General features: G+C 41.4%; 26 protein-coding genes, 1 tRNA gene and 1 pseudogene. 17 read left to right on the top strand and 11 right to left on the bottom strand.

Annotated features, from left to right (window positions below; translation table 11 throughout):
- Positions 1 to 45 precede the first annotated feature (45 nt).
- Positions 46 to 1,074, bottom strand: coding sequence for a nucleoid-associated protein YejK (gene yejK, locus L2748_RS06955; protein ID WP_220782278.1), 1,029 nt, complete (start codon positions 1,072 to 1,074; stop codon positions 46 to 48).
- Between the two features lie 464 nt (positions 1,075 to 1,538).
- Between yejK and L2748_RS06950 the strand changes: the two genes are divergently transcribed.
- From L2748_RS06950 to L2748_RS06940, 3 genes are all read left to right on the top strand, one after another.
- On the top strand, positions 1,539 to 1,757 hold the full coding sequence (locus L2748_RS06950; protein WP_220782279.1) for a YejL family protein: 219 nt from the start codon (positions 1,539 to 1,541) through the stop codon (positions 1,755 to 1,757).
- Between the two features lie 73 nt (positions 1,758 to 1,830).
- Complete coding sequence (locus tag L2748_RS06945; protein WP_220782280.1) at positions 1,831 to 3,615, top strand: DUF3413 domain-containing protein; 1,785 nt, start codon at positions 1,831 to 1,833, stop codon at positions 3,613 to 3,615.
- Between the two features lie 135 nt (positions 3,616 to 3,750).
- Positions 3,751 to 3,827 (top strand) — tRNA-Pro (locus tag L2748_RS06940).
- Between the two features lie 102 nt (positions 3,828 to 3,929).
- Here the strand turns inward: L2748_RS06940 and L2748_RS06935 are convergent.
- Positions 3,930 to 4,154, bottom strand: a complete 225-nt coding sequence (locus L2748_RS06935; protein ID WP_220782281.1) for a cytochrome c3 family protein — start codon at positions 4,152 to 4,154, stop codon at positions 3,930 to 3,932.
- 466 nt (positions 4,155 to 4,620) lie between these two features.
- Here L2748_RS06935 and L2748_RS06930 point away from each other — a divergent pair, with 466 nt between their 5' ends.
- Positions 4,621 to 6,807, top strand: coding sequence for a diguanylate cyclase (locus tag L2748_RS06930; protein WP_220782282.1), 2,187 nt, complete (start codon positions 4,621 to 4,623; stop codon positions 6,805 to 6,807).
- On the opposite strand, the gene L2748_RS06925 is transcribed toward L2748_RS06930, so the two are convergent.
- Positions 6,791 to 8,233 carry an alpha/beta hydrolase gene (locus L2748_RS06925; protein WP_220782283.1) on the bottom strand — a complete coding sequence of 481 codons (1,443 nt, stop codon included), beginning with the start codon at positions 8,231 to 8,233 and terminating at the stop codon, positions 6,791 to 6,793. The two genes, L2748_RS06930 and L2748_RS06925, sit on opposite strands and share 17 nt — an antisense overlap.
- Positions 8,234 to 8,319: 86 nt before the next feature.
- Here L2748_RS06925 and L2748_RS06920 point away from each other — a divergent pair, with 86 nt between their 5' ends.
- A complete protein-coding gene (locus L2748_RS06920; RefSeq protein WP_220782284.1) occupies positions 8,320 to 8,799 on the top strand; it encodes a DUF6942 family protein in 480 nt (159 codons plus the stop codon).
- A gap of 120 nt (positions 8,800 to 8,919) precedes the next feature.
- Here the strand turns inward: L2748_RS06920 and nadE are convergent, their stop codons facing one another.
- Positions 8,920 to 9,750 carry an ammonia-dependent NAD(+) synthetase gene (gene nadE, locus L2748_RS06915; RefSeq protein WP_220782285.1) on the bottom strand — a complete coding sequence of 277 codons (831 nt, stop codon included), beginning with the start codon at positions 9,748 to 9,750 and terminating at the stop codon, positions 8,920 to 8,922.
- Between the two features lie 168 nt (positions 9,751 to 9,918).
- Here nadE and L2748_RS06910 point away from each other — a divergent pair, with 168 nt between their 5' ends.
- The 3 genes from L2748_RS06910 to L2748_RS06900 all read left to right on the top strand — a co-directional run bounded on the left by L2748_RS06910 (position 9,919) and on the right by L2748_RS06900 (position 11,955).
- Positions 9,919 to 10,569, top strand: coding sequence for a LysE family translocator (locus L2748_RS06910; protein ID WP_220782286.1), 651 nt, complete (start codon positions 9,919 to 9,921; stop codon positions 10,567 to 10,569).
- 89 nt (positions 10,570 to 10,658) lie between these two features.
- Positions 10,659 to 11,471, top strand: a complete 813-nt coding sequence (locus L2748_RS06905) for a regulatory protein RecX (RefSeq protein ID WP_220782287.1) — start codon at positions 10,659 to 10,661, stop codon at positions 11,469 to 11,471.
- A gap of 139 nt (positions 11,472 to 11,610) precedes the next feature.
- Positions 11,611 to 11,955, top strand: coding sequence for a hypothetical protein (locus L2748_RS06900; RefSeq protein WP_220782288.1), 345 nt, complete (start codon positions 11,611 to 11,613; stop codon positions 11,953 to 11,955).
- Positions 11,956 to 12,018: 63 nt separating this feature from the next.
- Here the strand turns inward: L2748_RS06900 and L2748_RS06895 are convergent, their stop codons facing one another.
- The 3 genes and pseudogenes from L2748_RS06895 to L2748_RS06885 all read right to left on the bottom strand — a co-directional run bounded on the left by L2748_RS06895 (position 12,019) and on the right by L2748_RS06885 (position 15,191).
- On the bottom strand, positions 12,019 to 13,614 hold the full coding sequence (locus L2748_RS06895) for a PhnE/PtxC family ABC transporter permease (protein ID WP_246616214.1): 1,596 nt from the start codon (positions 13,612 to 13,614) through the stop codon (positions 12,019 to 12,021).
- Positions 13,615 to 13,616: 2 nt separating this feature from the next.
- Entirely contained in the window at positions 13,617 to 14,333 is a 717-nt protein-coding gene (locus L2748_RS06890) for an ATP-binding cassette domain-containing protein (protein ID WP_220782289.1), read from the bottom strand.
- Between the two features lie 4 nt (positions 14,334 to 14,337).
- Positions 14,338 to 15,191, bottom strand: a pseudogene (locus tag L2748_RS06885) (putative selenate ABC transporter substrate-binding protein).
- Positions 15,192 to 15,474: 283 nt separating this feature from the next.
- Between L2748_RS06885 and L2748_RS06880 the strand changes: the two are divergent.
- Positions 15,475 to 16,149 (top strand): response regulator, encoded by a 675-nt coding sequence (locus L2748_RS06880; RefSeq protein WP_220782290.1) that lies wholly within the window; start codon positions 15,475 to 15,477, stop codon positions 16,147 to 16,149.
- Entirely contained in the window at positions 16,140 to 17,492 is a 1,353-nt protein-coding gene (locus tag L2748_RS06875; protein ID WP_220782291.1) for an ATP-binding protein, read from the top strand. Before L2748_RS06880 ends, L2748_RS06875 begins: the two co-directional genes overlap by 10 nt.
- Before the next feature lie 70 nt (positions 17,493 to 17,562).
- On the opposite strand, the gene L2748_RS06870 is transcribed toward L2748_RS06875, so the two are convergent.
- On the bottom strand, positions 17,563 to 18,258 hold the full coding sequence (locus L2748_RS06870) for a 2OG-Fe(II) oxygenase (protein ID WP_220782292.1): 696 nt from the start codon (positions 18,256 to 18,258) through the stop codon (positions 17,563 to 17,565).
- Between the two features lie 109 nt (positions 18,259 to 18,367).
- Between L2748_RS06870 and L2748_RS06865 the strand changes: the two genes are divergently transcribed.
- Complete coding sequence (locus L2748_RS06865; protein ID WP_220782293.1) at positions 18,368 to 19,624, top strand: cyclic di-GMP phosphodiesterase; 1,257 nt, start codon at positions 18,368 to 18,370, stop codon at positions 19,622 to 19,624.
- A 126-nt stretch (positions 19,625 to 19,750) separates the two neighbouring features.
- The gene (locus L2748_RS06860; protein WP_220782294.1) at positions 19,751 to 20,080 is read left to right on the top strand and encodes a DUF3135 domain-containing protein; all 330 of its coding nucleotides are present in this window, start codon (positions 19,751 to 19,753) and stop codon (positions 20,078 to 20,080) included.
- Between the two features lie 52 nt (positions 20,081 to 20,132).
- On the opposite strand, the gene corA is transcribed toward L2748_RS06860, so the two are convergent.
- Positions 20,133 to 21,080 (bottom strand): magnesium/cobalt transporter CorA, encoded by a 948-nt coding sequence (corA, locus tag L2748_RS06855; protein ID WP_220782295.1) that lies wholly within the window; start codon positions 21,078 to 21,080, stop codon positions 20,133 to 20,135.
- A 112-nt stretch (positions 21,081 to 21,192) separates the two neighbouring features.
- Positions 21,193 to 21,564, bottom strand: a complete 372-nt coding sequence (locus L2748_RS06850) for a hypothetical protein (RefSeq protein ID WP_220782296.1) — start codon at positions 21,562 to 21,564, stop codon at positions 21,193 to 21,195.
- Positions 21,565 to 21,730: 166 nt separating this feature from the next.
- On the opposite strand from L2748_RS06850, the gene L2748_RS06845 reads away from it, so the two are divergent.
- Entirely contained in the window at positions 21,731 to 22,411 is a 681-nt protein-coding gene (locus tag L2748_RS06845) for a YccT family protein (protein WP_220782297.1), read from the top strand.
- A 68-nt stretch (positions 22,412 to 22,479) separates the two neighbouring features.
- On the opposite strand, the gene L2748_RS06840 is transcribed toward L2748_RS06845, so the two are convergent.
- Positions 22,480 to 23,445 carry a LysR family transcriptional regulator gene (locus tag L2748_RS06840; RefSeq protein ID WP_246616215.1) on the bottom strand — a complete coding sequence of 322 codons (966 nt, stop codon included), beginning with the start codon at positions 23,443 to 23,445 and terminating at the stop codon, positions 22,480 to 22,482.
- Between the two features lie 223 nt (positions 23,446 to 23,668).
- Here L2748_RS06840 and xapA point away from each other — a divergent pair, with 223 nt between their 5' ends.
- The 4 genes from xapA to tnpA all read left to right on the top strand — a co-directional run.
- Entirely contained in the window at positions 23,669 to 24,499 is an 831-nt protein-coding gene (gene xapA, locus L2748_RS06835; RefSeq protein WP_220782298.1) for a xanthosine phosphorylase, read from the top strand.
- Between the two features lie 12 nt (positions 24,500 to 24,511).
- Positions 24,512 to 25,774, top strand: coding sequence for a NupC/NupG family nucleoside CNT transporter (locus L2748_RS06830; RefSeq protein ID WP_220782299.1), 1,263 nt, complete (start codon positions 24,512 to 24,514; stop codon positions 25,772 to 25,774).
- Positions 25,775 to 25,971: 197 nt separating this feature from the next.
- Positions 25,972 to 26,700: a patatin-like phospholipase family protein gene (locus L2748_RS06825; protein ID WP_220782300.1), complete on the top strand. Its 729-nt coding sequence runs from the start codon at positions 25,972 to 25,974 to the stop codon at positions 26,698 to 26,700.
- 77 nt (positions 26,701 to 26,777) lie between these two features.
- The coding region (gene tnpA / locus L2748_RS06820) for an IS66 family insertion sequence element accessory protein TnpA (protein WP_248957677.1) at positions 26,778 to 26,925 on the top strand (148 nt) is incomplete at its 3' end.

Below are 26,925 nucleotides of genomic sequence, written 5' to 3'. Positions count from 1 at the left end.
CTATAATGTAGTGACGAGGCAATATGAATGGGCTTATCGCCACCGTTACTCGCCTTTTAAGCGACGATCTAACTGATCTTTTAGATTTGCAGGAACGCCTTTAATAATAATGGTATCTGACACTGGATCATAAATCACTCGTTCACCAAGATGCTGACCATCAAAGCTTAAGGTTACACCACCGCCGGTACCAGAGAACTTTTTCAACTGTCTAAGTGTTGGTTTGTCACCTGGGAATTCTTCTTCCAAGTCGTATGAACCGCCTTGAGCAAAATCGTAAAACGAATCCATTCCTTGGTCAGCTAATTCATCAGCCAGATCTTTAATTTGAATTGATGAACCTTCATCACAACGCTCTGTACAATAGTCAAATACACGCTCACGCGCTTGTTGACGTTCATCTTTAGTCAACTCGCTATTACCAACGAAGTCTTCAACCGCATTCATTAGTGACTTGTTTTGCGCCTTAGTATTTACGCCTTCAACACAGCCCATGAAATCGAGGAAAAAGTCAGCGACTTTTCGTCCGGCACGTCCACGCACAAACGAGATATACTTCTTTGAATCCGGTTCTGCTTGCCACTCAGTTAAATCGATACGTGCAGCAAGCTGCACATTATTTAAATCAAGGTGAGTGTTTTGCGACAGTTCCATATCATCAAGTACTGTCATTGATGATTTAGCATTCAATAAAGACACAAACAAATAATCACTTGTCATGTAGGTGTAGCAAGATAGGAGTAAAAAACCACCCGTGCTAAAGTCATATTTAGACAGTTCTTCTTGAAGCAAGGTACCGGCAATGCCAGAAAACTCGACAAAGCCAAGATCACCACTACGGTAAGTCGTTAACGCTTCTTTGAATTTGGTGTTTGCTTCGCCGTCTTCGCCATTAATACCAAAATGACCAAATCCTTTACCCGCTTTAGTAGTATAGGTTTGGTGTAACTCTTCTAGCATCGCCTCAACTGCTTGGCTATTAAGCAAAGGTTGTGGACGCAATCGACAACTTAGTTGACCTTCACCATCTTGTGAAATGAAGTGGATAATTGCTTGTTCGACGTTAATACTCATTGAGCCTCGATAAAATTTGGCAAGGAGAGTCAGCTTTAGGCTCACGCTCAGTTGTATAGAATTGGTGTTCAGCAATCACCTGAATAATATTATTAGTCATTATTTTCGGCCCGCTGTAATGCTGGCTTATCATACCAGAGAGAGCCAATAAATCCATATATGTTAAGACGAGAACTTAACGAATATTAAGCGTTATCCTTGCTCAATACATTGACCGGCAGGCACCGAACTTTTCTTCATAAACCTTTAAATTACATTAATATTTTACAACTTATAGTACTAAGCAATGCCCTTACCTATAATTTAGCAGCAGTCGTTCGCCTTAAAATTTTACCCAATCCAATCAAGCCTCAAGCCTGTTTCACTGTAAACTCTATAAAAAGTACGATAAAAAGTGCGGAGCTTCGATAAAAAATCCGTTATTATATGCCGTTAATTAAGATTTAAAGTGAAACTTTATCAATATGGCTATTCAATCTAAATATTCTAATGCTCAAGTTGAGTCAATTATTGCAGAATTACTTGCAGTACTTGCTAAGCACCAATCACCAACAGACCTAAGCCTAATGGCACTAGGTAACTGTGTGACTCACTTATTGCAAAACAAAGTACCAGCTGAAGCGCGTGAAGTTGTGGCAGAGCAATTTGCTAAGGCCTTATCGCAATCAGTAAAATCTAACTAAGATAGAGATATCTGAACAGAATAAAGGCTAGAAATGCTAGCCTTTAATAAAGCTAAACAATAAATGGGTCAACATGGTCGAGCGACAAAAACAAATTGGACGTGATCGCGTTTCACGCTTAGTAAGCTGGGGGCATTGGTTTGCCTTTATTAATGGATTACTCGCCATTATTGTTGGCTATCGGTACCTCGACACCATAGGCCTGCCAGACACATTTATAGGCTGGGGATACTTAGTCATTAGCACCATAGGTCATTTTAGCTTTTTAGCTTTTATGGTTTATTTAGTGCTCATTTTCCCCATCACCTTGCTATTACCTTATTCAAAAATCCTTCGAGGTTATGCCGCTTTAGTCGCAACCTTGAGCTTATGTTTACTGCTATACGATACTGTCATTTATGACGATTATGGATTGCATTTAAGTCCATTTGTATTTGATCTAGCCTGGGCAGATTTAAATGCCTTGTTGCGCGGCACCTCTTATATCATTACGCCGATGGCGATTTTAGCAATAGAGTTAACACTGGCTAATTTTTTATGGAAACGCGTAGAGAAAATCCGTAAACGTAATATTGGCAATAAAGTTGTCGCTGTTGTGGGGATCTGTTTTGTTGCTAGTCACCTCATCCATATTTGGGGAGATGCTGCAGAAGTGACTGAAATAACTCACTTTGATGACGCATATCCGCTCTCTTATCCAGCAACGGCAAAGAGCTTAATGGAAAGTTATGGTATTGAAGGTACCCAAAACCGTAAAGATCAAACACCACCAAAAACAAGCCTTAAGTACCCACTAGCAAAAATGCAATGTATGGCTGACACCCAGCCCAATATTTTAATCATTGCCGTTGATAGCTTACGTGCAGATTTAATTGACGCCTCAACCATGCCATTTTTGGCCTCTTACGCCAAAGATAACATGAATTTCACCCAGCATTTAAGCGGTGGCAATCAGTTTAACAGTGGTATTTTTAGCCTGCTTTACGGCTTACAAGGTAGTTATGCTGACGCCGTCGATTTACACTTTCAAAGCCCAGTATTAACCCAAGAGCTAACAAGCCAAGGCTACCAACTCGCGCTATTTAGTACACAAGATACATTGGCAATCCCCCAAGGGATTTTTAACGATTTTGAACGTATTGACGCTGAGCACACAGATAGTTTTGCCCATTCAGATCTTCAGTCGGTCGCGAATTGGCAACAATGGAGTAAAGCCGCCACAAAGCCTTGGTTTAGCCTGCTTAACCTGAAATCACCAGAAAGCTACGACACCCCAATAGGCTTTTTAGGGATTAAAACGGTTAAAGCAGCTACAGAATTAAAGCCTGCGCAAAAAGTGCTATTTAACCAATATCGTCAGTCACTTAACTTTGTCGACAAACAACTTGAGCAAGTGATCAGCACCTTGCCCTCTGAGACTTTAGTGGTCATTACTGGTGTCAATGGTAAAGTCTTTACCAGTAATTCAAATGAAGCCAGCGTCAACTTATCGCCAGCGAGTATTCATGTACCTATGATTATTCACTGGCCGAACGAAACTTCAGGTAAGCAAGTTAACTATCGTACAACTCACAATGGTTTAGTTCCGGCCATTATGACTCAAACATTAGGCTGCACTAATCCTGCTTCTGATTACAGCTCAGATCAAAGCCTAATGCAGCCAAGTGACAAAAGTTGGGTATATGTCGGTGACCATCGTATTTTTGCGATTTATCAAGAATCTGAAATCACGGTTATTGATCGCCACGGCAAATACCGAATTTACGACAACGACTATCGCAAGCGCCTAAAGAAAAAGCTCAGTGCGCCAGAGCTGATTGAAGTAATGCGTGAAGGTCGCCGGCTCTACGTACACTAGAGATTATAAACTAAGCAATTGAATACTATAGCTCCATGAAGAGCTTGCGCTAGTTATTATGACTTGATAAAGTGCTTGCTCTTCAGAATTCTTCTCGTTTAAAAAGCGAGTTATAAATGCTTCTGATGAATATCTCGGGATATGGCCTAGTCCGGTAAGGCGCTTGTCTGGGGGACAAGAGATCACAGGTTCAAATCCTGTTATCCCGACCAAATACTAAAAAAGCCAGCTTATTAGCTGGCTTTTTTGCAACTATAGATTACCTAGCAACAAAAAAGCACTGCCTTAGCAGTGCTTTCTTAATCACAACGATATTACTCGTGGCAATCAGCACACTCTTTCATTGTTAGATCTGGCGTGTGAATTTCTTTGTCTAATTCGTGAGCGCTACCCATGTCGTGACAATCATTACAAGTTGCAATGGTTGCTTCCATTTCGGTGTGCTCTTCTACGTTAATTGTTTCGTGACAATCAGTACAATTAACGGCCATAGCAGATGCAGAAAACGCTAGAGCAGCAACTAAAGTTAAATATTTCATATGCATTCCTTAAAATCGGAGTTATCGCACTTAATAGCTGTGATGTCACAGTACTGTTAAGGCTTATTTTTGTTAAAGCTGTTTGAAAAATTAATCACTTAAAGTCTCTGCAGCCCTTAATTAACTATGATATGAATGAACCTTAATTGAAACTTAAATTCGCAGTTATAGTTGAACAAATGCTGAATGGCGCCACGATGACTTTCAAAGGATGTGAGCAAGGTCTGACATATGCTTTTAATTACAATTTTATTTTTCAAAATATCTAAAAGCTTAACCCGACTTATTTTTGTCAAAGCTTAAGATCTAAAGCAATGATATTTTTAAACAAGTAATCGCATAAAGGCGTAAAATAGTTGCCAGTAACTGTTAAAGTTAATAAATTGTAAATAACGGTTTAGACCGCCAACTTCGACATAGCGTGATACGTCGACAAGTAACGGCAACCCAATAAGGTTGATTGCTTTTGCACAGAATAGATAAAAACAAGTTGCTGTTTGCAACCGTAATTGGATTAATTGGCCTAGTCGTCAACCTCTACCCAATTCACTTATTTGCCAATATTCAGCTCGTACTGGGTAATGTGGCCTATGTTATTAGTGCCATACTGCTGGGTCCTTGGTATGCGCTTTACACAGCCCTCATTGCTGTTAGCGGTCTAATGCTAGCTTGGGATAGCTTACATGTTTACATCTTGTTTGGTGTTGAAGCCATCGTTTTAGGCTTTGCCCGACGCCGTGACATATACGCTCTTTATGCAAGTTTTGGTTTCTGGTTACTGCTAGGGATGCCTTTATTTTATTTATACATTTACCTGTTTACCGATCTCCCAGGTAGCCATATTGCATTTGTTAGCCTAAAACAAGGCATTAATGGTCTTGTATACGCAAGTATTGCTTCATTAATCATCATTCTTACGCCCTCTTTCTGGCACTTTACAAGCAAAGTAAAAGACCGCCAACGACGTACCTTTAACAATCAGCTCACCTACTCGTTCACCTTAGTGATTACGATTGCTTTGTTAATTGCAGCGATGATGTTTAATAACCAGTTTATCGAACGCCAGCAAAACTTGCTTTATAACAACATTAACCATTCGGCGAGCCACTTAGCGTCCTCAACACAAGCCTATTTAGACTTTCACACTCAAGCGATTAATAATGCTGCTCAATGGCTTAGCCTTAATAAGCATTCTATTGCTGAAGAACAAATACTCTTGTCGCAACTGCATGCTAGCTATCCAGGTTTTGTGACTATGTTACTTGCTGATAATAAAGCCAATGTAATCGCCGCAAGTCCCGCATCTTTGCTCTCTAAAGTGTCCGGCGCTCAAAAGCTAAATATCGCTGAGCGAGATTACTTTATTGAAGCCTTTATTAATCAGCGCACCTATATGTCGCCACTTTTTGTAGGTAAAGGTTTTGGTAATGATCCTATTGTTGCTGTGAGTGCCCCACTGTATTACCCCAGCGAACCGCACAAGCCAATCGGAATTATTGAAGGCTCTTTAGACCTAAACGCTTTCAAAGCGATTGATGACATTGATACCCATAGTGAAAATCAATCTATGCTGTTAATTGATGAAAAGGGGCGAGTTATCTATGCCTCTAAAAATCTAAAGCTAACGACCTTGTCTGAATTTAGCTATTCACAGCCTAATGTTAATTACATCAGTCCTTTCCCAATGCTGAATATCAATCAACAAACGGATATGGCACCGGAGTATGTCTATGCCAGCGTCACATTAGAAAACGGCTGGAAACTGTTTATACTCAACCCATTTAGACCCATTGTTGAGTTGGTCGAAGACATGTATTTAGCAACGTTTGCCATATTAGTATTATCACTATTGATAACCTTATATGTCTCTCGAATAATCAGTAGCAGATTGACACTACCTCTTGAAAATATCGCCAATAAATTTAGCACCAATAAAAATGGTAGCGGTGTTGACTATGCGGTTGATGAAGAGTCACCGCAAGAGATCTATACCCTATTTAAACGACTGCAGCAAAGTAAAAGGCAACTTATTGGTTACCAACTTGAGTTAGAAGAAAAAGTTGCCATAAGGACCGTTGAGTTGGAACATGCCAATAGCCAGCTGCAAGCCTTAGCAGAAAGAGACTCGCTAACAGGGTTGTATAACCGACGTTATGCGGAAGATAAGTTCCGTGAAGTCCAAGACCTTTGCCAACGCACTGATGAAGTGATTGCCATAGCCTTGCTGGATCTGGATAAATTCAAGTTTATTAACGATACCTATGGCCATCATAGCGGGGATTTAACGTTAAAAACGGTCGCAGAGCAGCTTAAAACAGACTTCAAGCGTACCTCAGACATTGTCGTGAGATATGGCGGTGAAGAGTTTTTATTGATCATGCCACAGTGTAATGCATTAAAGATTGAGCAACATTTAGAAAGCTTTAGAGAGAGGCTATCACAGCTTGTTATTGATGATCGTGAAGATAACCACCAATTTAATGTGACCACCAGCATTGGCGCGGTATTAGGCAGTGGGACTTACAGTCAATCACTTGAAGACTGGGTTAAATTGGCTGATAAAAACCTCTATCAAGCTAAACATTCAGGGCGCAATAAACTGGTATTTACCACCTTAGTTGAAGCAAAAGACTCACCTACTGAGCCACTATAACCTCATCCATTTTGTTGAGCATATAGGAGTGGAAAGGATTCCACTTCTGCCGCATCATTTCACTCGCCGGAACGGTAAGCACGCCGCGCTCCCCTCTTGAGGCTGCAATACCGATTTGAATATGTGGCTTACTGTCATCTCCAACTGGTCCATATAAAGGGTCTGATTTCGGAAAGGGCAGCGCGACATGAGACAAGGAATATACCTGTTTAGGCCAACTCAGTGGTAGCCTCTCAACTCGACTATCGTTAATTCGACGGGCTTGTATTTTTTTTGTTTTAGGGCTTTGGTTTTCAATCAGCGTAAATGTGTAATCGAAGCTTTCTTGAGTTAATACAGGTTCAAATGGCAATAATGGGTCATTAAGTATCAGGCTCAAGTTTACCTCGTTGCGATTAATATCAAACAAAACCAACTCATGCCCAGCTTGCGGTAATTTTTGATACAAACGCTCAACCACAGCGCGAGTGTCAACGGTATCATCGGTTAAGGATTGAAACGTGAGTATTGGCGGTAAACCAGTAAGTCGATCTTTACCTAGTTGGTTAATGAGAGCCAAATTATGCTCCGATAAACGATATACAACATCGCCAGCATTAACCGCAAAAGAACCATACTTAAATGGATCATATTCTGACTGAATGCTGTTCCAACTGAGCTTGTCTAAACCTAATACCAACCCCAGCCTTGCTTGCCATTTTGCCCCTGCGGCGACAGGCGTTAGCCCAATTGCAGGAGACAAGAGTACCATCGCGGCATAATCGCGCTCCTTATTGCTGTTAATCCGCTCAAGCTCATGATTTAGCGCTAATGCAGCACCTGTAGAGTAACCTACAACATATAAAGGTTTATCGCCGAGAACTTGCTTCATATGCTCAGTGGCCAAAGCAACTGCGCCAGCCATGTCCTGCCAAGAAACGCGTGTGAGTGCCGACGGCAGCGTGCCATGCCCCGGTAGCCGTAAACCTAAAACATAAGCATTTTTTTGGTAATGTTTGGCGAAGTGAGACATCGCATAAGGTGAGTCTGACATACCATGTAGCAAAATCACGCCGAATTCAGCATTGGCTTGCGGCCATTCAAAACTGCGATTCCAATCTTGAGAAAAATAACTAGGGTCAGAATAACTGCCTTTGACATAACGATTAAGAATATCGAAATATTGCGGCTGAGTCTGATTTTGGTGAAGTTTCTGGTCTAACTCTGCAAATAACTGATCTTCAAGCGCAAGGTAATCAGCAAAGCTATTGACCTCTGAGCGAACGTTATATTCTGATGTTAAGTCTGTCGTATGCCAAGATGACAGATCGGGTCTTGAATTGAGGTACCATACTGCCATAGCAACCAGCGCAATCGCCGTACCGACAGAAGAATAAAACACAGCGAAGGCAAGATGCTTGGTCGAACCGATGATAATGGTTTTCATAAATGTCGCTATTCATCCTAAATACGCTATCAGTTTAGTGTTAACTTACACGTTTTTGGCTAAGGCAGTAAATATGAGGACTTACTTTGCATAAAAATAATCGCATTATCGGTCAATCTGCGGCGAGCCGTTGTTTTTATCTTCCTACCGCACCTAAATTAGATGCTAGTTGGTGTGCACAAGGTAGTGATGCTGTGGAACAGTTAATAAAAGCTAATGGTAATCACTGGCGTAAAATTATGACCATCATGGCCAAACTTTCGGTATGGAATACTGACTGGAAAACCTATCGCGACCTGCAACTATTAAAACAAAACGAATCAATTGCTATCGAGGCGATAAAGCTTAACGCCCATTCCCAATTGCATTTTGTTTGTGGTCAACAAAGTGCCCAGCGTCTGCAGCTTAATCTGGAGGAGTTTAAACCGTTAATCGGTACCGAAGCGCTGATCCGTAAACATATTAATCAGCCCATATATTTATGTCCTTACCTTGATTACCGCCAGTTTCCTAACCGTTATATCGATACCGTAAGACAAAGCGTTGGCCTACCGCTTTTATCCTAACAGCTCAATAACTCGTGAAGTCAATACTCTCGCGTTAGTGCTAAACATCAAGTTAGCGCTTAGACATCAAAAAGGCGCCGAAGCGCCTTTTGTATCAATAACACATGCCTAAACCAAGGGTTAATCGTAAATAGTCGGGATTGGCGCACGCTTATGCTGCGTCATGCGGTAGATCCCAACTAGCTTATCATTAACAAAGTCGCTGACCTCTTTCCCTTCAAGAAAGTCATCAATTTGCTCATAAGTTAGCCCCAGGGCAACTTCATCTTCTAGCTGAGGTTTACCCTCTTCTAAATCGGCTGTTGGTGCCTTAATCACTAAACGTTCTGGTGCACCTAAAAAGGCGGCAAGCTGACGAACCTGACGCTTATTAAGGCCAAATAACGGCGCTAAGTCGCAAGCTCCATCGCCCCATTTAGTATAAAAACCAGTAATGTTTTCAGCGCTGTGATCGGTACCGACCACTAAGCCGCCCACTAAACCGGCAATTTCGTATTGGGCAACCATACGCATTCTGGCTTTGACGTTACCTTTGACAAAGTCGACTTTATCACTATCAGGGAGTGCAATTCCTGCCAACTCGAGCGCACTTATTGTTTCGTTATGTACGCCATTTACGCCTTGTTTAACATTCACTGTAACTTGCTTAGACGGCTGAATAAACTGACACGCCATTTGCGCTTCATCTTCATCTTTTTGCACATCATAAGGTAAACGTACAGCAATAAACTGATATTGAGTCGACTCAGAATCCTTATTGAGTTCATCAATCGCCAGTTGACATAATCGACCAGCTAATGAAGAGTCAACGCCACCACTGATCCCTAACACTAACGAGGTGGTGCTCGCTTGCTTAAGCTTTGACTTAATAAAAGCAACTCGTCTTTGTATTTCAAAAGTTGGGTCAATTGCCTTAAGCACTTTCATTTCTCTTAAGATCTGTCCTTTCACGTTCTACTCTCCAATGACTATAGGCATAAAATCGGATTCTATTATGGGTGAATTCTGTCAATTATTCACGGGCTGATTGATAACAATCGTGTTAATTTATCAGCCACAAGAAAGTGCAGCTTAAAAATAATCCGAACTAAGTGGCATAAATAACTCTCTGGACTTTTAATGGAATCACAATTACTCATCTCTCTGGCAATCATTCATATTGTTGCACTCGCCAGCCCGGGTCCTGACTTTGCTTTAGTCGTCAGACTGGCAACTCAGGAGTCCCGTGCAGCTGCTGTTGCTTCTGCATTAGGAATTGCAGTCGCCATTCTTGGACATACGTTACTGAGTTTAACGGGGGTTAGCTTAATTATTCAAAGCTCAGCTATTCTTTTTAGTATTGTACAACTTGCTGGTGCGAGTTATTTGGCATGGATGGGTATTGGTGCAATAAAAGCTGCTGTTGTGCATTGGCAAGATCCCGTCATTCTTGAACAAACAACCCACCATACTGGCGTGTCCGCACGACAAGGTTTTTTACAGGGTCTCTATACCAATATATTAAACCCTAAGGCATTAGTGTTTTTTATTACCCTGTTCTCCACTTTGATCACCCCACAAGTCACCATAATGACCAAGACGCTTGCGGCAACTTTACTATTTAGCTTATCGTTTTTATGGTTTAGCTTTATCGCAGTGGTGTTATCTCAACCTAATATCCAGCTTAAGATGAAAAAAGCCAGCCCTGTTATAAACTTTATCACTGGAGTGGTGTTTATTAGTGTTGCAACAGTCATCATTATCGGGTTAATCGCAAGCCATTCAGCTTAGCTATAACATTCGTTAAATTCGCTGCCATACGTTTTCATCCGTGCTTCTGCTAGACTAGCTCTGACTATTGTTTAACTTAAGACTTGTCCATGACACAACGCCCGCCACTTCGCCAAGCTAAGACTATCGAAAACGTATTTAATAGCGCTTACTGGCACCTTGGCCAACAAGATTTTACGATTAATGAAATGCGCAGCAAACTTGAGCGTAAAACCGATAACCAAACATGGATAGATACCGTACTGGCAAGGTTAATTGAAGCTGGTTATTTAAAAACTGACTTTGCATTCTCAGTGCGTTTTTGTGAGCTCGCCTTTAGTCATCAACTAGGCGCGATAGCGATAAAACGAAAGCTACAGCTTCGTGGCGTTGCCGTTGCCGATATAGAAAACGCCTTAGAACAGGTCTCTGACGAATTAGCCATCGACAGTTACGCCATGGCGACAGAACGCTTGCTAAGCAAATATGAAAACTTTCAGGCAACCAATAAAGAAAAAGTTTATACCCAGATGACCAACAAGGGCTTTTCCAAACAAGAGATTGAGTATGCCCTTGAGCAACATCCAGCAAAAGATACCTTACGTTGTAAACTTGCAGTCAAAGCCGATAAAGCCGATTTAGCTACTGAAATCATTAAACTCTTTAATAAAGGCAAAGGAGAAACACTGATTTTTCAAGAGTTAAAACAGCGTTTAATCGATGTCAGTGATTTTGAACAAACCTTATATCAACTTAGCATAGAGGGACGGGTCGATTTTTATCAAAGCTGCCAAGCAGAATTAAATAAAAAACGTTACGATTTATCTGACTATAAACAAAAATCTAACGCTTACGCTTATCTCTGCCGCAAAGGCTTTAGTAGTGATGAAATAAAACAAGCCATGAGTAATGACGAAGAGTAAGCGCAGTACCTACTTTGCAGCTCTTTGTAATTAACAAATGACCAAATATCATTATTGTGAAGCCACCTATAGAATACCCCTTATACTTTCGCGTAAGCTTTAAACATAATCAGCAATACTCTTTCTAAGGTAAAGTCTTATGTGGTGGCGGATCGTTCTTATTTGTTTAGCGTATCTTCTTATTGGTGCACACTTTTTACGTTTTGGCCAAACTGAAGCTTGTATTGCTTTTGCCATTAGCCCTCTCCTGCTGTTCATAAAAACCAATTGGGCCACAAGATTACTGCAACTAGGCTTGGTCGCTTCAGCATTTTTAGTTTGGGGTGTAAGCAGTTTTGAATATATTCAGCTGCGGATCTTAGCAGAGGCGCCATGGTACCGATTAAGTGCAATTATGGCAGGCGTTTTTACCTTTACGCTATTAGCAGCCTGGTGCGGGAATGGCATTATTAACCTTCGTAACAAACGTAAGATTTTTAGCTAGTCATTGAACTGTTAATTTAATCAGTAAACCTTGAATAGCCTGTTAGAAAAGCGATAGCGCTTATCACCTCTGACAGGCTGATAGCGCTTTCTTATTCAGTACAACATCAGCAAGTCCGCTGCGATTTGACGCCAATAAACTTGCCTGCAACACTTTGCGACTAGCAATATCAACTGCAATATTTATCAATGCTGCCACCAGCATTAGCAGTAGTGCTCCATTAAAACGAATCTCTGCAAAATTACTGTCGATATAAAACCCTAGAGTCGCGACTCCTAGCATGCCTAAAATAGCCGTTTCACGTAAGATAACTTCAAAACGATAAAACAGTAGCGCCATTGCATTTGGATAAATAACCGGTAATACCTCATAAGCATAACCATCGAGTCTGCCATTAAAATGACGAGAGGCCTCAACCCCATCAGCTTGACGTAGACTAAGATACGCAATCAGAGCGCCATTATGTAAAGCTAAGGCAAGCATGGCGGGTAACATTGAGGGGCCAAGTAACAGCATAAAAATAAAAGCTAAAATATACTCAGGAACAGAGCGTAAAATCAGTAACAAAAACCGATTCCCCCTTGCCAACCATTTGCCGCTAAATCGCTTGTCACTCAAAGCACAACCGACAACAGCCAAGATATGACTCATACCCAGTGCGGTGAGCGCCAGCAGCAACATACCAACAACGCCAGGCAAGGCTTGTTCATAAAGCAAGCCTGCAACCCAAGTTGAACACTCGTAAAGCAGGTCGCTAACGGCAGTAAAGTTATCTGCCGATAACGCTTGTTGTAGTTGTTGCCCCTGCAACATAGGCGGCAATATGTCTTGGCTCAGAAAACGCCCAATCAGTGCGCTATCAACAACAGGAATGCTTGGCAAAGCCCAAATAGCTAAAATAAAATACACCGGCAATAGCTTTACCCGCCCCCAATAAGGAATAGTGCCTATCAGTGCGATAAACAACATCAGTAAAGCTGCACCTTGTTGATAATGCCCTTGTCGAAAGGCCGACTCTAAATAAAAGCCAAGCGTCGGCATCCCCACAAAGCCCAAAACAGCACTGCTTCTTAATGCACATTCAAATCGGTAACGAATATAAGCCTTGATGGGCACCAAAACGTGAACAACTTTACCGTATATATAACGACTTACCCGATCGACATTATGGGGTAAGGTCTGCATTGTTGTCGCAGGAGCCTGTTGCAGATTATCACTAAATACCCGCGCAAACGTGGCGCCATAAGGTAAACCAATCGCCAAAATCCCTGTTAATGGTGAAAGCCCAAATATTTGTAAGAATAATAAAGCCCAAAAAATCTCATGAATTGATCGAATAAATGCACACACAGAAGCGACAAAAGGCTTGTGATATACCAAAGATAAAGGAGTACCGATAAGTAAAGCTAAGCAGCATCCTAAAAGCGCAAAGCTAACGGTTTGCCACAGTGCATAAAGCAAGTATTCTGTGGCAAAAAAATCAGGAGTGATAAAGCCTTTAGCAATCAACAACAACTCATGCCAAGGGTCAAGCGCGATAATTTCGGTATCTGCAAAGTAAAAACACAAACACGCAACAGACCAGAGTACTAGAGTGACTTTTTGCCAATAACCAACAAAGCAGAATTTAGCGATAAAAGAAGCAAGTTGAGCTGGCAAAATTAAACGTTCTTAGCCAGGTCTAGCTCGGATGAATACTCCGCGGTTAAGTTCTGTTGACAGGAACCCGCTTGTTGATAGAAATCTTGTAAGGTCTCAAAATTAAGCTCGTCGACAGGGCAATCTAGGATTTTCTGTCCTGCTTGCAAGCCAATGATTCGGTCAAAGTTCTCGAGCGCCATATTCACATCATGTAACACCATAATGACCGTATCATGCGCAGACAATACTTCTGCTAGCAAACGCTGTCCCATAATAGGATCTAATGCTGAAAATGGCTCATCACCGATAAATACCGCTTGCTGCTGAAACAACGCCCGCCCCAAGGCAACTCGTTGCCGCTGACCACCAGACAAACTCGCCGTGGGTTGTGTTAAAGGGCAACTTAGCTCTAACCGATCCATAATCTGACCAATTTCATTTAGTGGCTGTTTAAAGGGCAAAGCGAGATTGATTAAATTGTAAAACCAAGAATGGCGATTAAGTGCCCCCATAAAAATATTATGATAAACACTTAAGTTTTCGACTAACCCCTGCCTTTGTGAGCAAAGCGCTGCGCTTGGGCGCAGTAACTCATATATATGATGAACTAACGTTGACTTGCCGCTACCTGATGGGCCCACTATAGCGACTTTCTCGCCAGCCTTAATACTTAAACTAGCAATATTTAACGCCTCTTTACCATCAAAATGGATAACGACATTGCTCAGGGCTAACATGGGATTAATCTATCAAGCCTATCGCTTTCGCCACGTCTTCTATTGGCTCATAATCTTGGTTGTCAGCAGGGACAAACGATTGTCTTGGAAAGCTGTTAAGTAATTTGGGATCTGTCATACCAATCAATGCCGCTTCGACCTTTTTGCTGAAGCCTTTACCAAAGCTTGCATCGACATCCCCTCTAACCGTCCACTGATAATCTGGGTAGGCAGGACTTTCCCAAATGACATTCACTTTGTTTAAATCAACTTTGCCATTCGCAACCGCACTCTCCCACACTTTGTAATTAACCGCGCCAACTTGATAAACACCGGCTTGTACTTGAGTAATTGTGCGGCTGTGATCGCCCGAATAACCAATACGCTTAAACACATCTTTACTGTTTTTACCTAAATTACGCTCAATAAAAAACTGCGGCATTAAGCGACCTGACGTAGAGTTTTTTGAGCCAAACGTAAATGTGTAGCCATTTAGATTTGGAAAACTGTCGCTAGGAACGATTTCAGTCGATGCATGTGCAATAAAGTAACTTTTAAAAACTGATCTTCATAACCTTGAGCAATGGCCTTAGAACCATCGACTAAGCGCCTTGCTTGCACGCCAGACAAACCTCCAAACCAAGCTAACTGCACTTGATTGTTACGAAATGCCGTAACAGCGGCAGAATATGACTTTACCGGTACGTATTTCACTTCAACACCTAGCTCTGTTTGCAAGTAGTCAGCCACTTTATCAAAGCGGGTTCTTAGCTGACGTTCATCTTCGTCAGGAATGGCAGTAAATGTAAACGTTTGAGCCATTACGCTCGGCACCACTAATAACATAGCTAAAACAGCTAATCGCTTAACAACTGACATATTTCAACCCTTCAATCGGTAAAATTTTACGTAACCTTAACGAAAAAGCAGCAATAAACCTAGAAATAACCGTACAAAATAACGTTCACCCCCGAAATTGATTAAATCTATAGAGGAACATCGCTAATTTGGCTATAAAAAGCGCAATAAAAACCTTAAAAGACAAAGTTCAGCCGTTGTTAAGTTTATAGGGCGTAAACTCTTTAATAGTAAAAACACATAGTTGGCAGTCACGATAATTCTGCGTAAACTAATCTGTATTGAATTCAAGGATATTTTGATTATGCGAATATTAGTTGTTGAAGATGATCCCATCCTATCTCACCACCTTAAAGTGCAACTGAGTGAGTTAGGCAATCAAGTTCAAGTAGCATTAACAGCTAAAGAAGGATTTTACCAAGCGACTAATTACCCCATTGATGTCGCTATTGTCGATTTAGGCTTGCCCGACCAAGACGGTATAAGCTTGATCCAAAGCCTGCGTGATCAAGGCCTTAAAGCGCCTGTACTCATATTAACTGCGCGTGTTAATTGGCAAGATAAAGTCGAAGGTCTCAATGCTGGTGCCGATGACTACCTTGTAAAGCCATTTCAAAAAGAAGAGCTAGTTGCTCGTCTAGATGCACTTGTTCGTCGCAGCGCTGGTTTTGTAAAACCGCAAATTACTAGCGGTCCACTTGAAATTGATCTTGCTGCAAAACAAGTCACCTTGCATGAGCAGCCAATGGAGGTCACTGCGTTTGAGTACCTTATTCTTGAGTACCTTATGCGCCATTGTCATGAAGTCGTAGCCAAACAACGTTTACTTGATGTTATCTATGGCGATAAAGAAGGGGATCCAAATACGATTGAAGTAATGGTAAGCCGCTTACGTAAAAAACTCACTAAAGATGGTCTTGAAAACCCTATCGCGACGATTCGTGGTCAAGGCTATAAATTTAATTTGCCATGCAGTTAAGGTTCAAGCCAAAGAAACGTCTGCTAACGCGGATGTTTCTAACATCTTTATCCATTATCGCACTTGTGGGCTTCGGGCTAGCCTGGATGGTGAATATTCTTCATGCGCAAAATAGCTACAATGAAGAAACGGCAGAATTGATAGCCGAAATCCCTCAAGTTGCCGCAGAGCTTAGGGAGCATGATCTCATCCCTGATAATAGCGATGAATGGTTAGAAGATAATAATGCAACACAACGTTATATCATAGCCAGTTGCGACCACACTTTTAACCAAGTTTGGACTTCATCGTTAGCCGTAGATAGAGGCTTGTTTGATACCTGCGAACGCTTTAATGAAATCAGAAATACCTCTCCGCCCTATTACCTTTCTTTGGCTGATAATAAAGGCTATTTTGTCTACCTATTAGCGTTAGAAATAGCCAACAAAAAATATAATTTGCTCGTACTCAAGGATGCTGAAAAGCTTGAGCAAGAATACAGTAAATTCAGTCGTCTCACTTATATCCGCCTTGCCTTTGTACTCGCGTTAGCACTGGTTTTACTGATTAGTGCCGCCTATTGGGGGATGCGTCCTTTAGTTCGCCTCAGAAACGAGTTGCAATCGGTCAATAGCGGTAAGTCAAAATCACTTTCAGAAGGTTACCCTGTTGAATTGGAAGGTGTCACCCAAGCACTAAACCAATTGCTCGTCCAATCAAGTGCTCAGCAACAGCGCTACCAAAACGCCATGAATGATCTTGCACATAGCCTTAAAACACGCTTGGCTGCAGTGCACGCTATTACAGATGATAAAACATTAGATAAAGACGCTTGCAGTGAGAAAATCATGGAGCAAGTCAGTCAAATGGACCAACTAGTAAAATATCAGCTTAAACGCGCTATGCTCGGCCGCAAGGGATTAAAACAGGAACAAACTCAGATTTCGCCATTAGTTGAGCAGCTCTCGCAAATGCTATTTAAAGTTTACCGTGATAAACAAGTAGAGTTTGAATCCGTTATCCCCGAGGAACACGTATTTCCCGGCGATAAAGGCGATTTGATGGAGCTTTGCGGTAACTTAATGGAAAATGCATTTAAGCTATGCATCACTAAAGTTAGAGTGTCATCTTACTACAATGATGCTGGCGAATTTGAATTACTCGTTGAAGATGACGGCCCTGGTGTTGAAGAGAGCATTCGCCAAAATATCATCCAACGCGGGGTACGCGCAGACACCCAAAAAGCCGGCCAAGGTATTGGTCTAGCAGTATGTAATGAAATCGTGATTAGCTATGGCGGTCGACTCAGTATAGAAACATCCGACCTTGAAGGCGCCTGTTTTAGGATTTCTATCCCTATCTAGCGCTTATTAAAAATGGCTTTAGTTTCTGAGGTTTTCCTTTGATACTAAAGCCACAGCTACATTGATAGTGCTACTTGGTGGCTTGGTATAACTGTTCAGCCCGGTTAAACATTATCCAAGACGTCGCAATATATTTATCATTACTTTGAGGAACATTTCCCCGATGTGAATGCGTAAAGCCTGCGGGTGCTATAACCATGGTGCCCTTTTTAGGCTTGATCGATTTATTTTGGTAATAAAACTCTGTTTCACCTCCCTCTTCTACATCATTGAGATAAAACATATACAGCACAACTCGATGCAGCGCCTCGTTATGCCCTTGCTGTGGAAACTGTTCAGAATGCCAATGAGGGTATCCGCCCTTTCCTTTTGAGTACTTTTGTATATTAATGGTACCACTACGGTATAAATACTTCACGAGAGCTTCAGCTCTACCTTTGCCAAGCTGCTGATAGTTATCTGGTGTTAGCGTCAGTGACTCACCATCATCACCAGCAACATTAACAGCCACTGCGCCCATTAATGCCATTGAATACTTATCAAAATATTGAGTAGCATGAGTAAGCGTATACCCAAGCAGCCGATTCTTAAGATCTGCCAAGTCACGGTGAGAATCAAGCATTAAGTCTAAGCTCGTCTTTTTCGCCTTATCGACTCCATTACCCGTTTCACCAGGTCTGATACCAGAATGCTGCTCAAACCGATGAATAAGCTCATCACAAAACGCATCCGGAAGTGCATTAGGGTAAAGCTCAATAAAGTCCATTTATCCACCTTTGAGTTACGTTAGAGATCCAATTTATTACAGTTAAGTAATTGTAAATTATAAAAGCTAAGGTAATATAACAGATCTTAAATGCGCTAAAATAGTAATCATGACAAATAGTAGTAAAGTCGCCGTGGGCCAGCTTCAAGTCGGTAATTTTGTCCAGTTACCCCTTGCATGGAAAGACCATCCATTTATCTTTAATAGCTTCAAAATAAAACAGCAAGCTCAAATAGAGATAATCAAGAATCTAGGTATTGAATATGTTGTCGTTCAACCTGAACGAAGTGACACCGCCCCCATGTCTGCGGTAGAAACGAACAAAAATACCCGCATTATAGACAATAATCTTGATCAGTTGTCGAATAAACTCAGCGAACAAAAAACGAAAAGCATTGAAGCCCAACAAGCTTTAAGAAGGCACTTACAAAAAACGGAAAAACAGTTCGTTCGTAATGTCGCTATGATGCGTAACTTAATGAATAAGTTACGTAATCGCCCACTTGCTGCAGTGACTGAAGCACAAGAGTTAGTTCATGATATATGCAACCAATTACTCACTGATGACAAACTTGTACTGCATTTAATGGCAGATGCAAAAGGTGACGAGAGTATCTACTACCACTCTTTAAACATCGCCGTGCTTTCAATGCTTATTGCAAAAGAATTAGGTTGGAGTCGTACAGAAATTGAACTTCTTGGCATGGGCGCGTTATTTCATGATATCGGAAAATTAAAAATCCCCACCCAGTTATTACGCAAATCAGAACCATTTACTCAAGCAGAGCAAAACTACTTTAATCAACATCCTTCGATGGCTGTTGAATTGCTCACTGTTGCCGACAATTTTCCAGCAGAAGCCTTACCCATTATTGTAAACCACCATGAATTTTTAGACGGGAGCGGAACACCTAAAGGGCGCAAAGAGAGTGAATTGGATAAATTAAGTCAATTGGTATGTGCTGTAAATACCTACGATAACTTATGCCACTCTGATCGTAGTAGAAAAAGCAGAACCCCATATGCTGCGCTAGGATACCTATATAAAAACTACAAAACAAAACTTAATCAACAAGTTATTGGTAGATTAGTAAAAATGCTAGGTGTCTATCCTCCGGGAAGTATTGTTGAATTAACCTCAGGCCAATTTGCCATGGTCATGTCTGTAAACTTAAGCCAATTGCTACTTCCAAGAGTGTTAGTTTACGACCCGCACGTACCTAAAGATCAAGCTCCTATCGTAGATCTCGCATCTGAAGGATTGACGATTGTCCGCTGCCTCCCGGTGGCAGGCTTACCTGAAAAGATCGTCAAATACCTAAACCCTAGAGATAAAATTAGTTACTTTTTTGGTGTAGAAAAATAGACCAAAACGCCGATAAAGAACAAATTAACAGCACGAAACCCTATATCGATAGTTAAATTCTTGCAGTAACTCCTCTGACTAACTAACTTTAATAGTACTAAAGTTGTTTTGTAAGAGGAGGCGCGCATGACAGAGCTGCCTAACTTTGACAAATTATTATGGCTCGCAAAAAATAACCCCCATCAACTTGATGAGTTACAGCAAAAATGTAATCAAGAAGCGATAGCTCAAAGCAGTAAAGCAAACCGAGCAAGCCTCACTTCTTTACTCGACCATTTAAATAAACGTTTAGCATTGTGCAAGACTCCCTACCAGCGCTGTGAAGTGACGAGCCTGTTAATGTTTGAAAAATTAGCCGTGCTTAATCAAGTCTATAGCCAACCAAACGCATTTTTTCAACATAAAGCGCAGGTAATGCCAATTCAAAAAAATGCGCAAAAGAAACAAAGTACTTAGCATAAAAAAACTCGCTTGTGCGAGCTTTTCTTTGTTAGTTTGAAACTATTATTTACAGCCAGTTTTTTCTTTTAAAGAAAAAGTATGTCCCCGCGGCACTACCAAACATCATGGCTATTGCCATGGGGTAACCAAAACGCCAATCAAGCTCGGGCATATTAACAAAGTTCATTCCGTAAGCACTGGCTATTACTGTTGGCGGTAAGAAAACAACCGCAGCAACCGAGAAAATCTTAATGATCTTATTTTGCTGTAATCCGCTAAAGCCCATCGCAGCATCAAGTAAAAAGTTCAACTTATCAAAAATAAACTGGCTATGAGGCATCAGTGACTCAATATCTGACAACATCTCTCGTAGATCTTTAAACTCTTCATCCGACAACTGACCACGATAGTACTTTTGCATAAATCGCAAAGAGCGCTGTGTATCGAGCAAACTTAAGCGGATCTTACCATTCGAGTCTTCTTGACGAGTGATAAGCTTAAATACATTGTCTAGTTCTTCGTTTTTAAAAACCTCTTCACTGACATTTTCAAGAACTGTGTACACATCCTCAATCAAGTCTGAAAGGTAATCGACTTTTAAATTAAACAACTCCAGTAATAATGCAACCGGTGTACTCGCTTCAATCTTACCTAATCGCAAGTAGTTACGTAGCAAACGAATAAGGCCAACATCTTCGTCTCTCAGAGTGAGTAAATAGTTTTGACGTAGATTAAATGAAACGTTAACCCCTTTTACATCTTGTCCTGCACGCTGCGGAAAAAGAGAGTTAATATGTAAACCATCGTTATTTTGATAAAAACGAGCAGACGCTTCAATCTCATTAATATCTTCCTCATCAGGTACATCTTCAACAGAGAAATTGCTCAACCATTCACGCTCTTGCTCATCTGGCTTGTATAGATCTAACCAAATTATACCGGGAGGGATAGTGTCCTTTATGCTCAATTCAAAAATCGTCAGTTTACGATCCTTATAGGCATAGGCAGTAATCATAGCTCCTCCTTTTAAGCGCGTGTAGCAACAAATAGTCTAGATATAAAACGTGCGCCATTCTAACGCATAAAGCGATATTACAAAGGGGAAAGCGTAAAAAAGAGCGTAAATATTATTCATTTACAGGATTTGCAACGATAATTCGCTCTTGATTCGATAATCTGATGCGAATACCGTTAATAGTTGTTATTTCATTGCTAGTAATATCTTTCTTTCTTACTTGATAAACAACCGACTCATCACTAACTGGTGACACTATAGTTACACTGACAACCTGACGGCTATCATTCCAATCCCAATACCAATATGCAGCAGTAGCAATAAGTGATAGTGCAATTAAAATATAGCCTACAACCCGTAATTTGATATTACTTGCCAGCTCTTTAGTATTAACCCGCGTGCTTTGACTTTGCTCTTTAGGTCTTCGGATATAAAGCATAGCAGCTACAATAACCAGCACGGTAATCAGTATTTTAGTTAGCACTCAAGTTCCCTCATTAGCATTTGTACTGATTATACTCACAAAATAATTAATAAACTGTTATTAAGCTCCAAGCATTTGCATGCGAGGTTGCAATATAGGCTTCTCGCCATGCAAGTTTGATGTCATTCTGCTATAAAGAGATCATTACTCTTAGTTAGGATCCCTAATGAATCGTTATATCGCTGCCTTATGCAGTTCTGTATTACTTTTTAATACCTATGCTGTTGCCGAGGTAACGCTTGATCTGCCTTCAAATCTCGATCTTGTGTTAGTTAACGGCAACGATAGTAGTGGCAATGACACACTCAAACTTAATAATGGCACCAATCAAATCGCTTTTCGCTATATTGGGCGCTATCAACAACATGGTACTCAAGCACAGTTTAAATCTGACATTATTATTCTCAAATTCGATGAGCAAAACAGCGAGATCCGCCTTTCTTTGCCAAGGATCCGTTCAAACAGTGCCGCAGACAACTTTAATAAAAACCCGCAGATCACCTTAGTCGACAGCAATGATCAAAGCGTTCATTTTGAGCAAGACAAGCTACTGAAAGAAGGCTTACAACTAGGTCGAGATTACGAACAAGAAATTGCTGCCTACAACTTAACGTCTCAAAACGCTTCACTGCAGCTTACACCTTCAACAGGAATGAACAATGCAATGGTCGCGGTCCCCGCCATCGCTGTGGTGAATGTTACTGCTCCAGCCAAAACTCAGCAGGTGAGCGCTACTCAAGCAGCAAAGACTAACCAGCAAGTTAATGTTGGCCAAATGCTCGACTTTTGGTATCAGCAAGCTGATGAAGAAACTCGGAAAGCTTTTAAAGAACGGATAAATAACTAAAAACCGTTTAAAAAGTCTGCAGTTAGGCAGGCTTTTTAAAATATTGCCACTAGAAAAATAGCTATAATTTATATAACGTGATTAACGCTTTCATTATTCATAAAAAGATGAATTGAGCGAATAAGTGAGTGCTTTTCTGGCGTAATCTTTTGCGGATTATATACTGCACAAATATGAGCATTGATTTGCTGCTTTAACGCTACAAACCGAATATGCTGCCAACCTTGACGACTAAAACTCTGTGGCACAATAGAGATACCTTCTCGGCTTTCAATCACATTCATTAATGTCATTGGCTCTACCACTTCTTGCACTAGCCTTGGTATAAAACCCGCTTTAATACAATGATTGACCACCAGTTGCGCTGAGGCAGAGTTTTTTTGGCTCATCATGACAAAGTGCTCTTTAGCCAGCTCTGTCAAACATAACTGCTTGTGTTGACTTAATGGATGCTTATCCGATAGTGCCACACACATAGGTTCGCAATATAAGTTGCATGATTCTAATGGAGCAATATCTAACGTATCTGCGTAACGAACAAAACCAATATCAATTTCATTATTAAACAACGCCACCTTTTGTTGTTGTGGTGACTGCTCGATGAACTCGAATTGAAATTTCGGAAACTCTTGTTTCAACTGCTGACAAGCATGGCCAAATCCCGCCCAGAATACTGAGCTGACTATGCCAAGCCTTAATAATCCTTGGCTGTGCCGCGCATATTGGGTTACTTGATTAATCGAACTTTCCATCACATTAAAAATCGATTGGCATTGCTCACGAAGCAACAAACCTGCTTCTGTTAGCTGGATACTTCTTTGTTCACGATTGAACAACTTTACCCCTAATACAGACTCGAGCTCTCGCATTTGCGCGCTAAGCGGCGACTTAGAAATATGCAATTGCTCAGCAGCCTGCGTCAAACTTTGACAGTGACTGGCGACATAGAAATAGCGCAGCATTTTCATACTGATCCGCTCAGCCCAATACAGGCTTTTGAGATCTAACGCACTTTTAGTTTGGTCTTTGTTCACAAATTTAGTACCCAATATTTTCGTGCCATTAATCTGTTTTGATTATACCGTAATCAAAATTCTGCATTAGTCGATGTTTTAATTATCAGATCGACTAGCGCTACTTTTAAAGGCCACAAATGTACCGAAAAACAGCACAATAGCGTCATTTTTAGCGATTTTAATCAAATTAGCTTAGGAATATCGTGAGGCCAATAACAAAGTCCATCTTAGGAATATAAAAATGTCTCTGTACGATCCTGTCCCAAATGCTGTTGCCACCATAGAGAAATACAAACCAGGGTTTAAACCGCAAATCGCTATGATCTTAGGTTCAGGCCTAGGTGTCCTTGCTGATACGCTTGAAGACAAAGTCAGCATTGGTTATGAGGAACTTGATGGCTTCCCAGTCAGCACAGTTGAAGGCCACAGTGGTGAACTTGTATTAGGTTACTTAAACGGCGTTCCTGTTGCGTGCATGAAGGGCCGTGGTCACTTTTACGAACATGAGTCGATGAAAGTAATGACTCCGCCAGTGCGCACTTTCAAAACCTTAGGTTGTGAAATGCTGCTTGTGACAAACGCGGCTGGCTCACTTCGCCCTGAGCGCATTGACGTAGGGTCACTAGTCGTATTCTCTGATCATATCAATACTATGCCTAGTACGCCTATGACGGGCCCAAATGACGACAAATATGGCCCTCGATTCTTTAGTCTTGCTAATGCATACGATAAAGATCTACGTGAACAAGCACTCGCTATTGCTAAAACAGAAGACATTGCAGTCAATGAAGGTGTATTTGTATCCTACCCTGGCCCATGTTTCGAAACTGCTGCAGAGATCCGCATGATGCAAATCATCGGTGGTGATGTCGTGGGTATGTCAGTTGTTCCTGAAGTTATCTCAGCAGCACATTGCGGTCTACCAGTACTAGCAATATGTGCTATCACCAATATGGCTGAAGGTCTAGGTGATGTAAAGCTGTCACACGAACAAACACTAAAATGCGCCAAGCTCGCTGAAAGTGACTTCCTAAAACTCATTAATGCGTTCGTTAGCAGCGTAAAGAAATAAAGGGCAACCGATATGATGTTCATGGGATTTGTTGGCATGCTAGTGCTTTTAGGCATTGGTGTTGCGTGTTCTGTAAGTCGAAAATCTATTAAATTACGCACTGTTGGTGCAGCACTAGGTCTTCAGGTATTAATAGGTGCATTTGTACTGTATGTGCCACTAGGTCGACAAGCTCTAGAGTCAATGTCACACGGTGTGCACGTTGTTTTAGATAGTGGTAAAGCAGGTATTCGCTTCCTGTTTGGCAACCTGGTGAACTTCTCTGTAGAGGGAATAGGTTTTGTCTTTGCATTAAACGTATTGCCACTTGTAGTGTTCTTCTCTGCACTTATTGCTGTTCTATACTACCTAGGCATTATGCAGTTTATCATTCGCATCATCGGTGGCGGCATGGCAAAAGTACTTGGTACTTCGCAGCCAGAATCAATGTCAGCAGTATCAAACATCTTTGTTGGTCAAAGTGAAGCACCACTGGTGATTAAACCTTACATGGCAAAAATGACCGACTCTGAATTTTTCGCCGTAATGTGTGGTGGTATGGCATCTGTATCAGGCACGGTATTGGCTGGCTACGCGATGATGGGCGTTGATATGGAATACCTATTAGCCGCATCATTCATGGCAGCCCCTGGTGGTGTGTTGTTTGCTAAGTTGATTCTGCCTGAAACAACAACACCGACATACACAATGGATAATAAAATCCAATTCGATGAAAAACCGCCGGTAAACGTACTTGCAGCAGCAGGTGAAGGCGCCGCAAGTGGCCTTAAGCTAGCAGCTGCAATTGGTGCAATGCTAATCGCCATGATTGGCCTTGTTACTCTTGCCAACAACCTACTCGGTAGCCTTGGTGACGTCATCGGCATGCAGCTTTCACTTGAAGGGATCTTAGGATGGATTTTTGCTCCTCTTGCATTCTTACTGGGTGTTCCAGCTGCAGACATGGCAATTGCTGGCTCTATGATAGGTAAAAAACTTATTGTTAACGAGTTTGTTGCTTATAGCGATTTAGCACCGTACTTAAAAGATAACGCCCAAGTAACAGCAGCGGGTCTGCAAGTATTACAAGAGAAGAGTAAAGTGATTATCAGCTTTGCACTATGTGGTTTTGCGAACCTAGCCTCAATGGGCATTTTAATCGGTGGTCTTGGTACGCTGTGTCCATCAAGAACTGATTTCATTGCAAAATACGGACTACGTACCGTCGTTGCAGCAACCTGTTCAAACCTTATGAGCGCTGCAATTGCGGGGATATTCTTTTCTCTAGCAGTCTAATCTAGCAATAACTTATCTCACGCGGGATACAGATTACGATTTACACAAGGAGCCTAATGGCTCCTTTTTTTATCACTCGAAGATTAGATATTACTTATGGGATTTTTCTATCTCATCAATTGATTTTACCAATTATACAAGTTGCAAAATAAAGCATAGATTAGCCTTATCAATTTCCACAAACTAACTAACTTGTTATGCCACCAAATATCGCAGCCAAAGCGACAGAGACAAAAAACTTAATGAACAATACTCCTATTTCGCACACCGCATTAGTTGCTGAAGGGGGTGGGCACCGTGGAATTTTTACTGCAGGAATCTTAGATGCTTGGTTAGAGCAGAAATTTAACCCTTTTAAGTTATTAATAGGTACGTCCGCAGGCGCGCAAAACTTATCGAGTTACATCACTCAACAGAAAGGCTTTGCGAATCGATCCATTACTGAGTTTTCGAGTTCGCCTAAATTCTTCAGTTTAAGCCGCCCGCTTAAGGGACAAAGTACTGTCGACTTAGACTGGTACTTTGACCAAGTGGCTATCGAGTCAGCGGACAATTCAGTAACGCATCAACTGGATCTACAAAAAGGGCTAACACAACTAGAACATCGGCAATTACTGATTTCGACCACTAATAGCTCTAACTATCAAGCAAGCTTTTTTAACCCAAACCAGGAAAATTGGCTAACCTTATTAAAGGCCTCTAGCGCCCTACCGCTCCTTTATCGAGAAGGTGTAAAAATCAACGATGATTTTCAAGTCGATGGCGGTTTATCTGCACCACTTCCGGTTGAAGAAGCCTATAAACGTGGCGCACGTAAAATTGTTGTCCTACGTACTCTGCCAAAACAGTACGCTGCGCACACCCCGTGGGTAAACCGCTTAAAGTCCTGGGTTTGCTCTTCTAAGCAATGCCCTAAAGCAATGTAAGCGATCAATATAAGACGGATTCCTTGAGGGGCAACGTTTAGATAATCTCAGAACAAATCCCATTCTGAGAACATCCTATGACTACGTATCGTCCCCGCCTCACCACTAACCAGAAACGAGCGGTCTTAGAACGGTGGAGTGCCAGCTCGCTCTCGCAAGCCGAATTCTGCCGGCAGGAGAATATTTCACCATCCGCATTTCATCACTGGCGTAACCAGTTATCAA

It is taken from the genome of Shewanella sairae (genome assembly GCF_023283535.1).
Lineage (GTDB): Bacteria > Pseudomonadota > Gammaproteobacteria > Enterobacterales > Shewanellaceae > Shewanella > Shewanella sairae.
The sequence above is the reverse complement of the archived record's forward strand: the minus strand, read 5'-3'. Positions and strand labels throughout refer to the sequence as shown.

Excerpts from the sequence above, each read along its gene's own strand:
- yejK (WP_220782278.1), bottom strand. The coding sequence starts at position 1,074 with ATGAGTATTAACGTCGAACAAGCAATTATCCACTTCATTTCACAAGAT.
- L2748_RS06950 (WP_220782279.1), top strand. The coding sequence starts at position 1,539 with ATGGCTATTCAATCTAAATATTCTAATGCTCAAGTTGAGTCAATTATT.
- L2748_RS06945 (WP_220782280.1), top strand. The coding sequence starts at position 1,831 with ATGGTCGAGCGACAAAAACAAATTGGACGTGATCGCGTTTCACGCTTA.
- L2748_RS06935 (WP_220782281.1), bottom strand. The coding sequence starts at position 4,154 with ATGAAATATTTAACTTTAGTTGCTGCTCTAGCGTTTTCTGCATCTGCT.
- L2748_RS06925 (WP_220782283.1), bottom strand. The coding sequence starts at position 8,233 with ATGAAAACCATTATCATCGGTTCGACCAAGCATCTTGCCTTCGCTGTG.
- L2748_RS06910 (WP_220782286.1), top strand. The coding sequence starts at position 9,919 with ATGGAATCACAATTACTCATCTCTCTGGCAATCATTCATATTGTTGCA.
- L2748_RS06905 (WP_220782287.1), top strand. The coding sequence starts at position 10,659 with ATGACACAACGCCCGCCACTTCGCCAAGCTAAGACTATCGAAAACGTA.
- L2748_RS06900 (WP_220782288.1), top strand. The coding sequence starts at position 11,611 with ATGTGGTGGCGGATCGTTCTTATTTGTTTAGCGTATCTTCTTATTGGT.
- L2748_RS06890 (WP_220782289.1), bottom strand. The coding sequence starts at position 14,333 with ATGTTAGCCCTGAGCAATGTCGTTATCCATTTTGATGGTAAAGAGGCG.
- L2748_RS06880 (WP_220782290.1), top strand. The coding sequence starts at position 15,475 with ATGCGAATATTAGTTGTTGAAGATGATCCCATCCTATCTCACCACCTT.
- L2748_RS06875 (WP_220782291.1), top strand. The coding sequence starts at position 16,140 with ATGCAGTTAAGGTTCAAGCCAAAGAAACGTCTGCTAACGCGGATGTTT.
- L2748_RS06870 (WP_220782292.1), bottom strand. The coding sequence starts at position 18,258 with ATGGACTTTATTGAGCTTTACCCTAATGCACTTCCGGATGCGTTTTGT.
- L2748_RS06865 (WP_220782293.1), top strand. The coding sequence starts at position 18,368 with ATGACAAATAGTAGTAAAGTCGCCGTGGGCCAGCTTCAAGTCGGTAAT.
- L2748_RS06860 (WP_220782294.1), top strand. The coding sequence starts at position 19,751 with ATGACAGAGCTGCCTAACTTTGACAAATTATTATGGCTCGCAAAAAAT.
- corA (WP_220782295.1), bottom strand. The coding sequence starts at position 21,080 with ATGATTACTGCCTATGCCTATAAGGATCGTAAACTGACGATTTTTGAA.
- L2748_RS06845 (WP_220782297.1), top strand. The coding sequence starts at position 21,731 with ATGAATCGTTATATCGCTGCCTTATGCAGTTCTGTATTACTTTTTAAT.
- xapA (WP_220782298.1), top strand. The coding sequence starts at position 23,669 with ATGTCTCTGTACGATCCTGTCCCAAATGCTGTTGCCACCATAGAGAAA.
- L2748_RS06830 (WP_220782299.1), top strand. The coding sequence starts at position 24,512 with ATGATGTTCATGGGATTTGTTGGCATGCTAGTGCTTTTAGGCATTGGT.
- L2748_RS06825 (WP_220782300.1), top strand. The coding sequence starts at position 25,972 with ATGCCACCAAATATCGCAGCCAAAGCGACAGAGACAAAAAACTTAATG.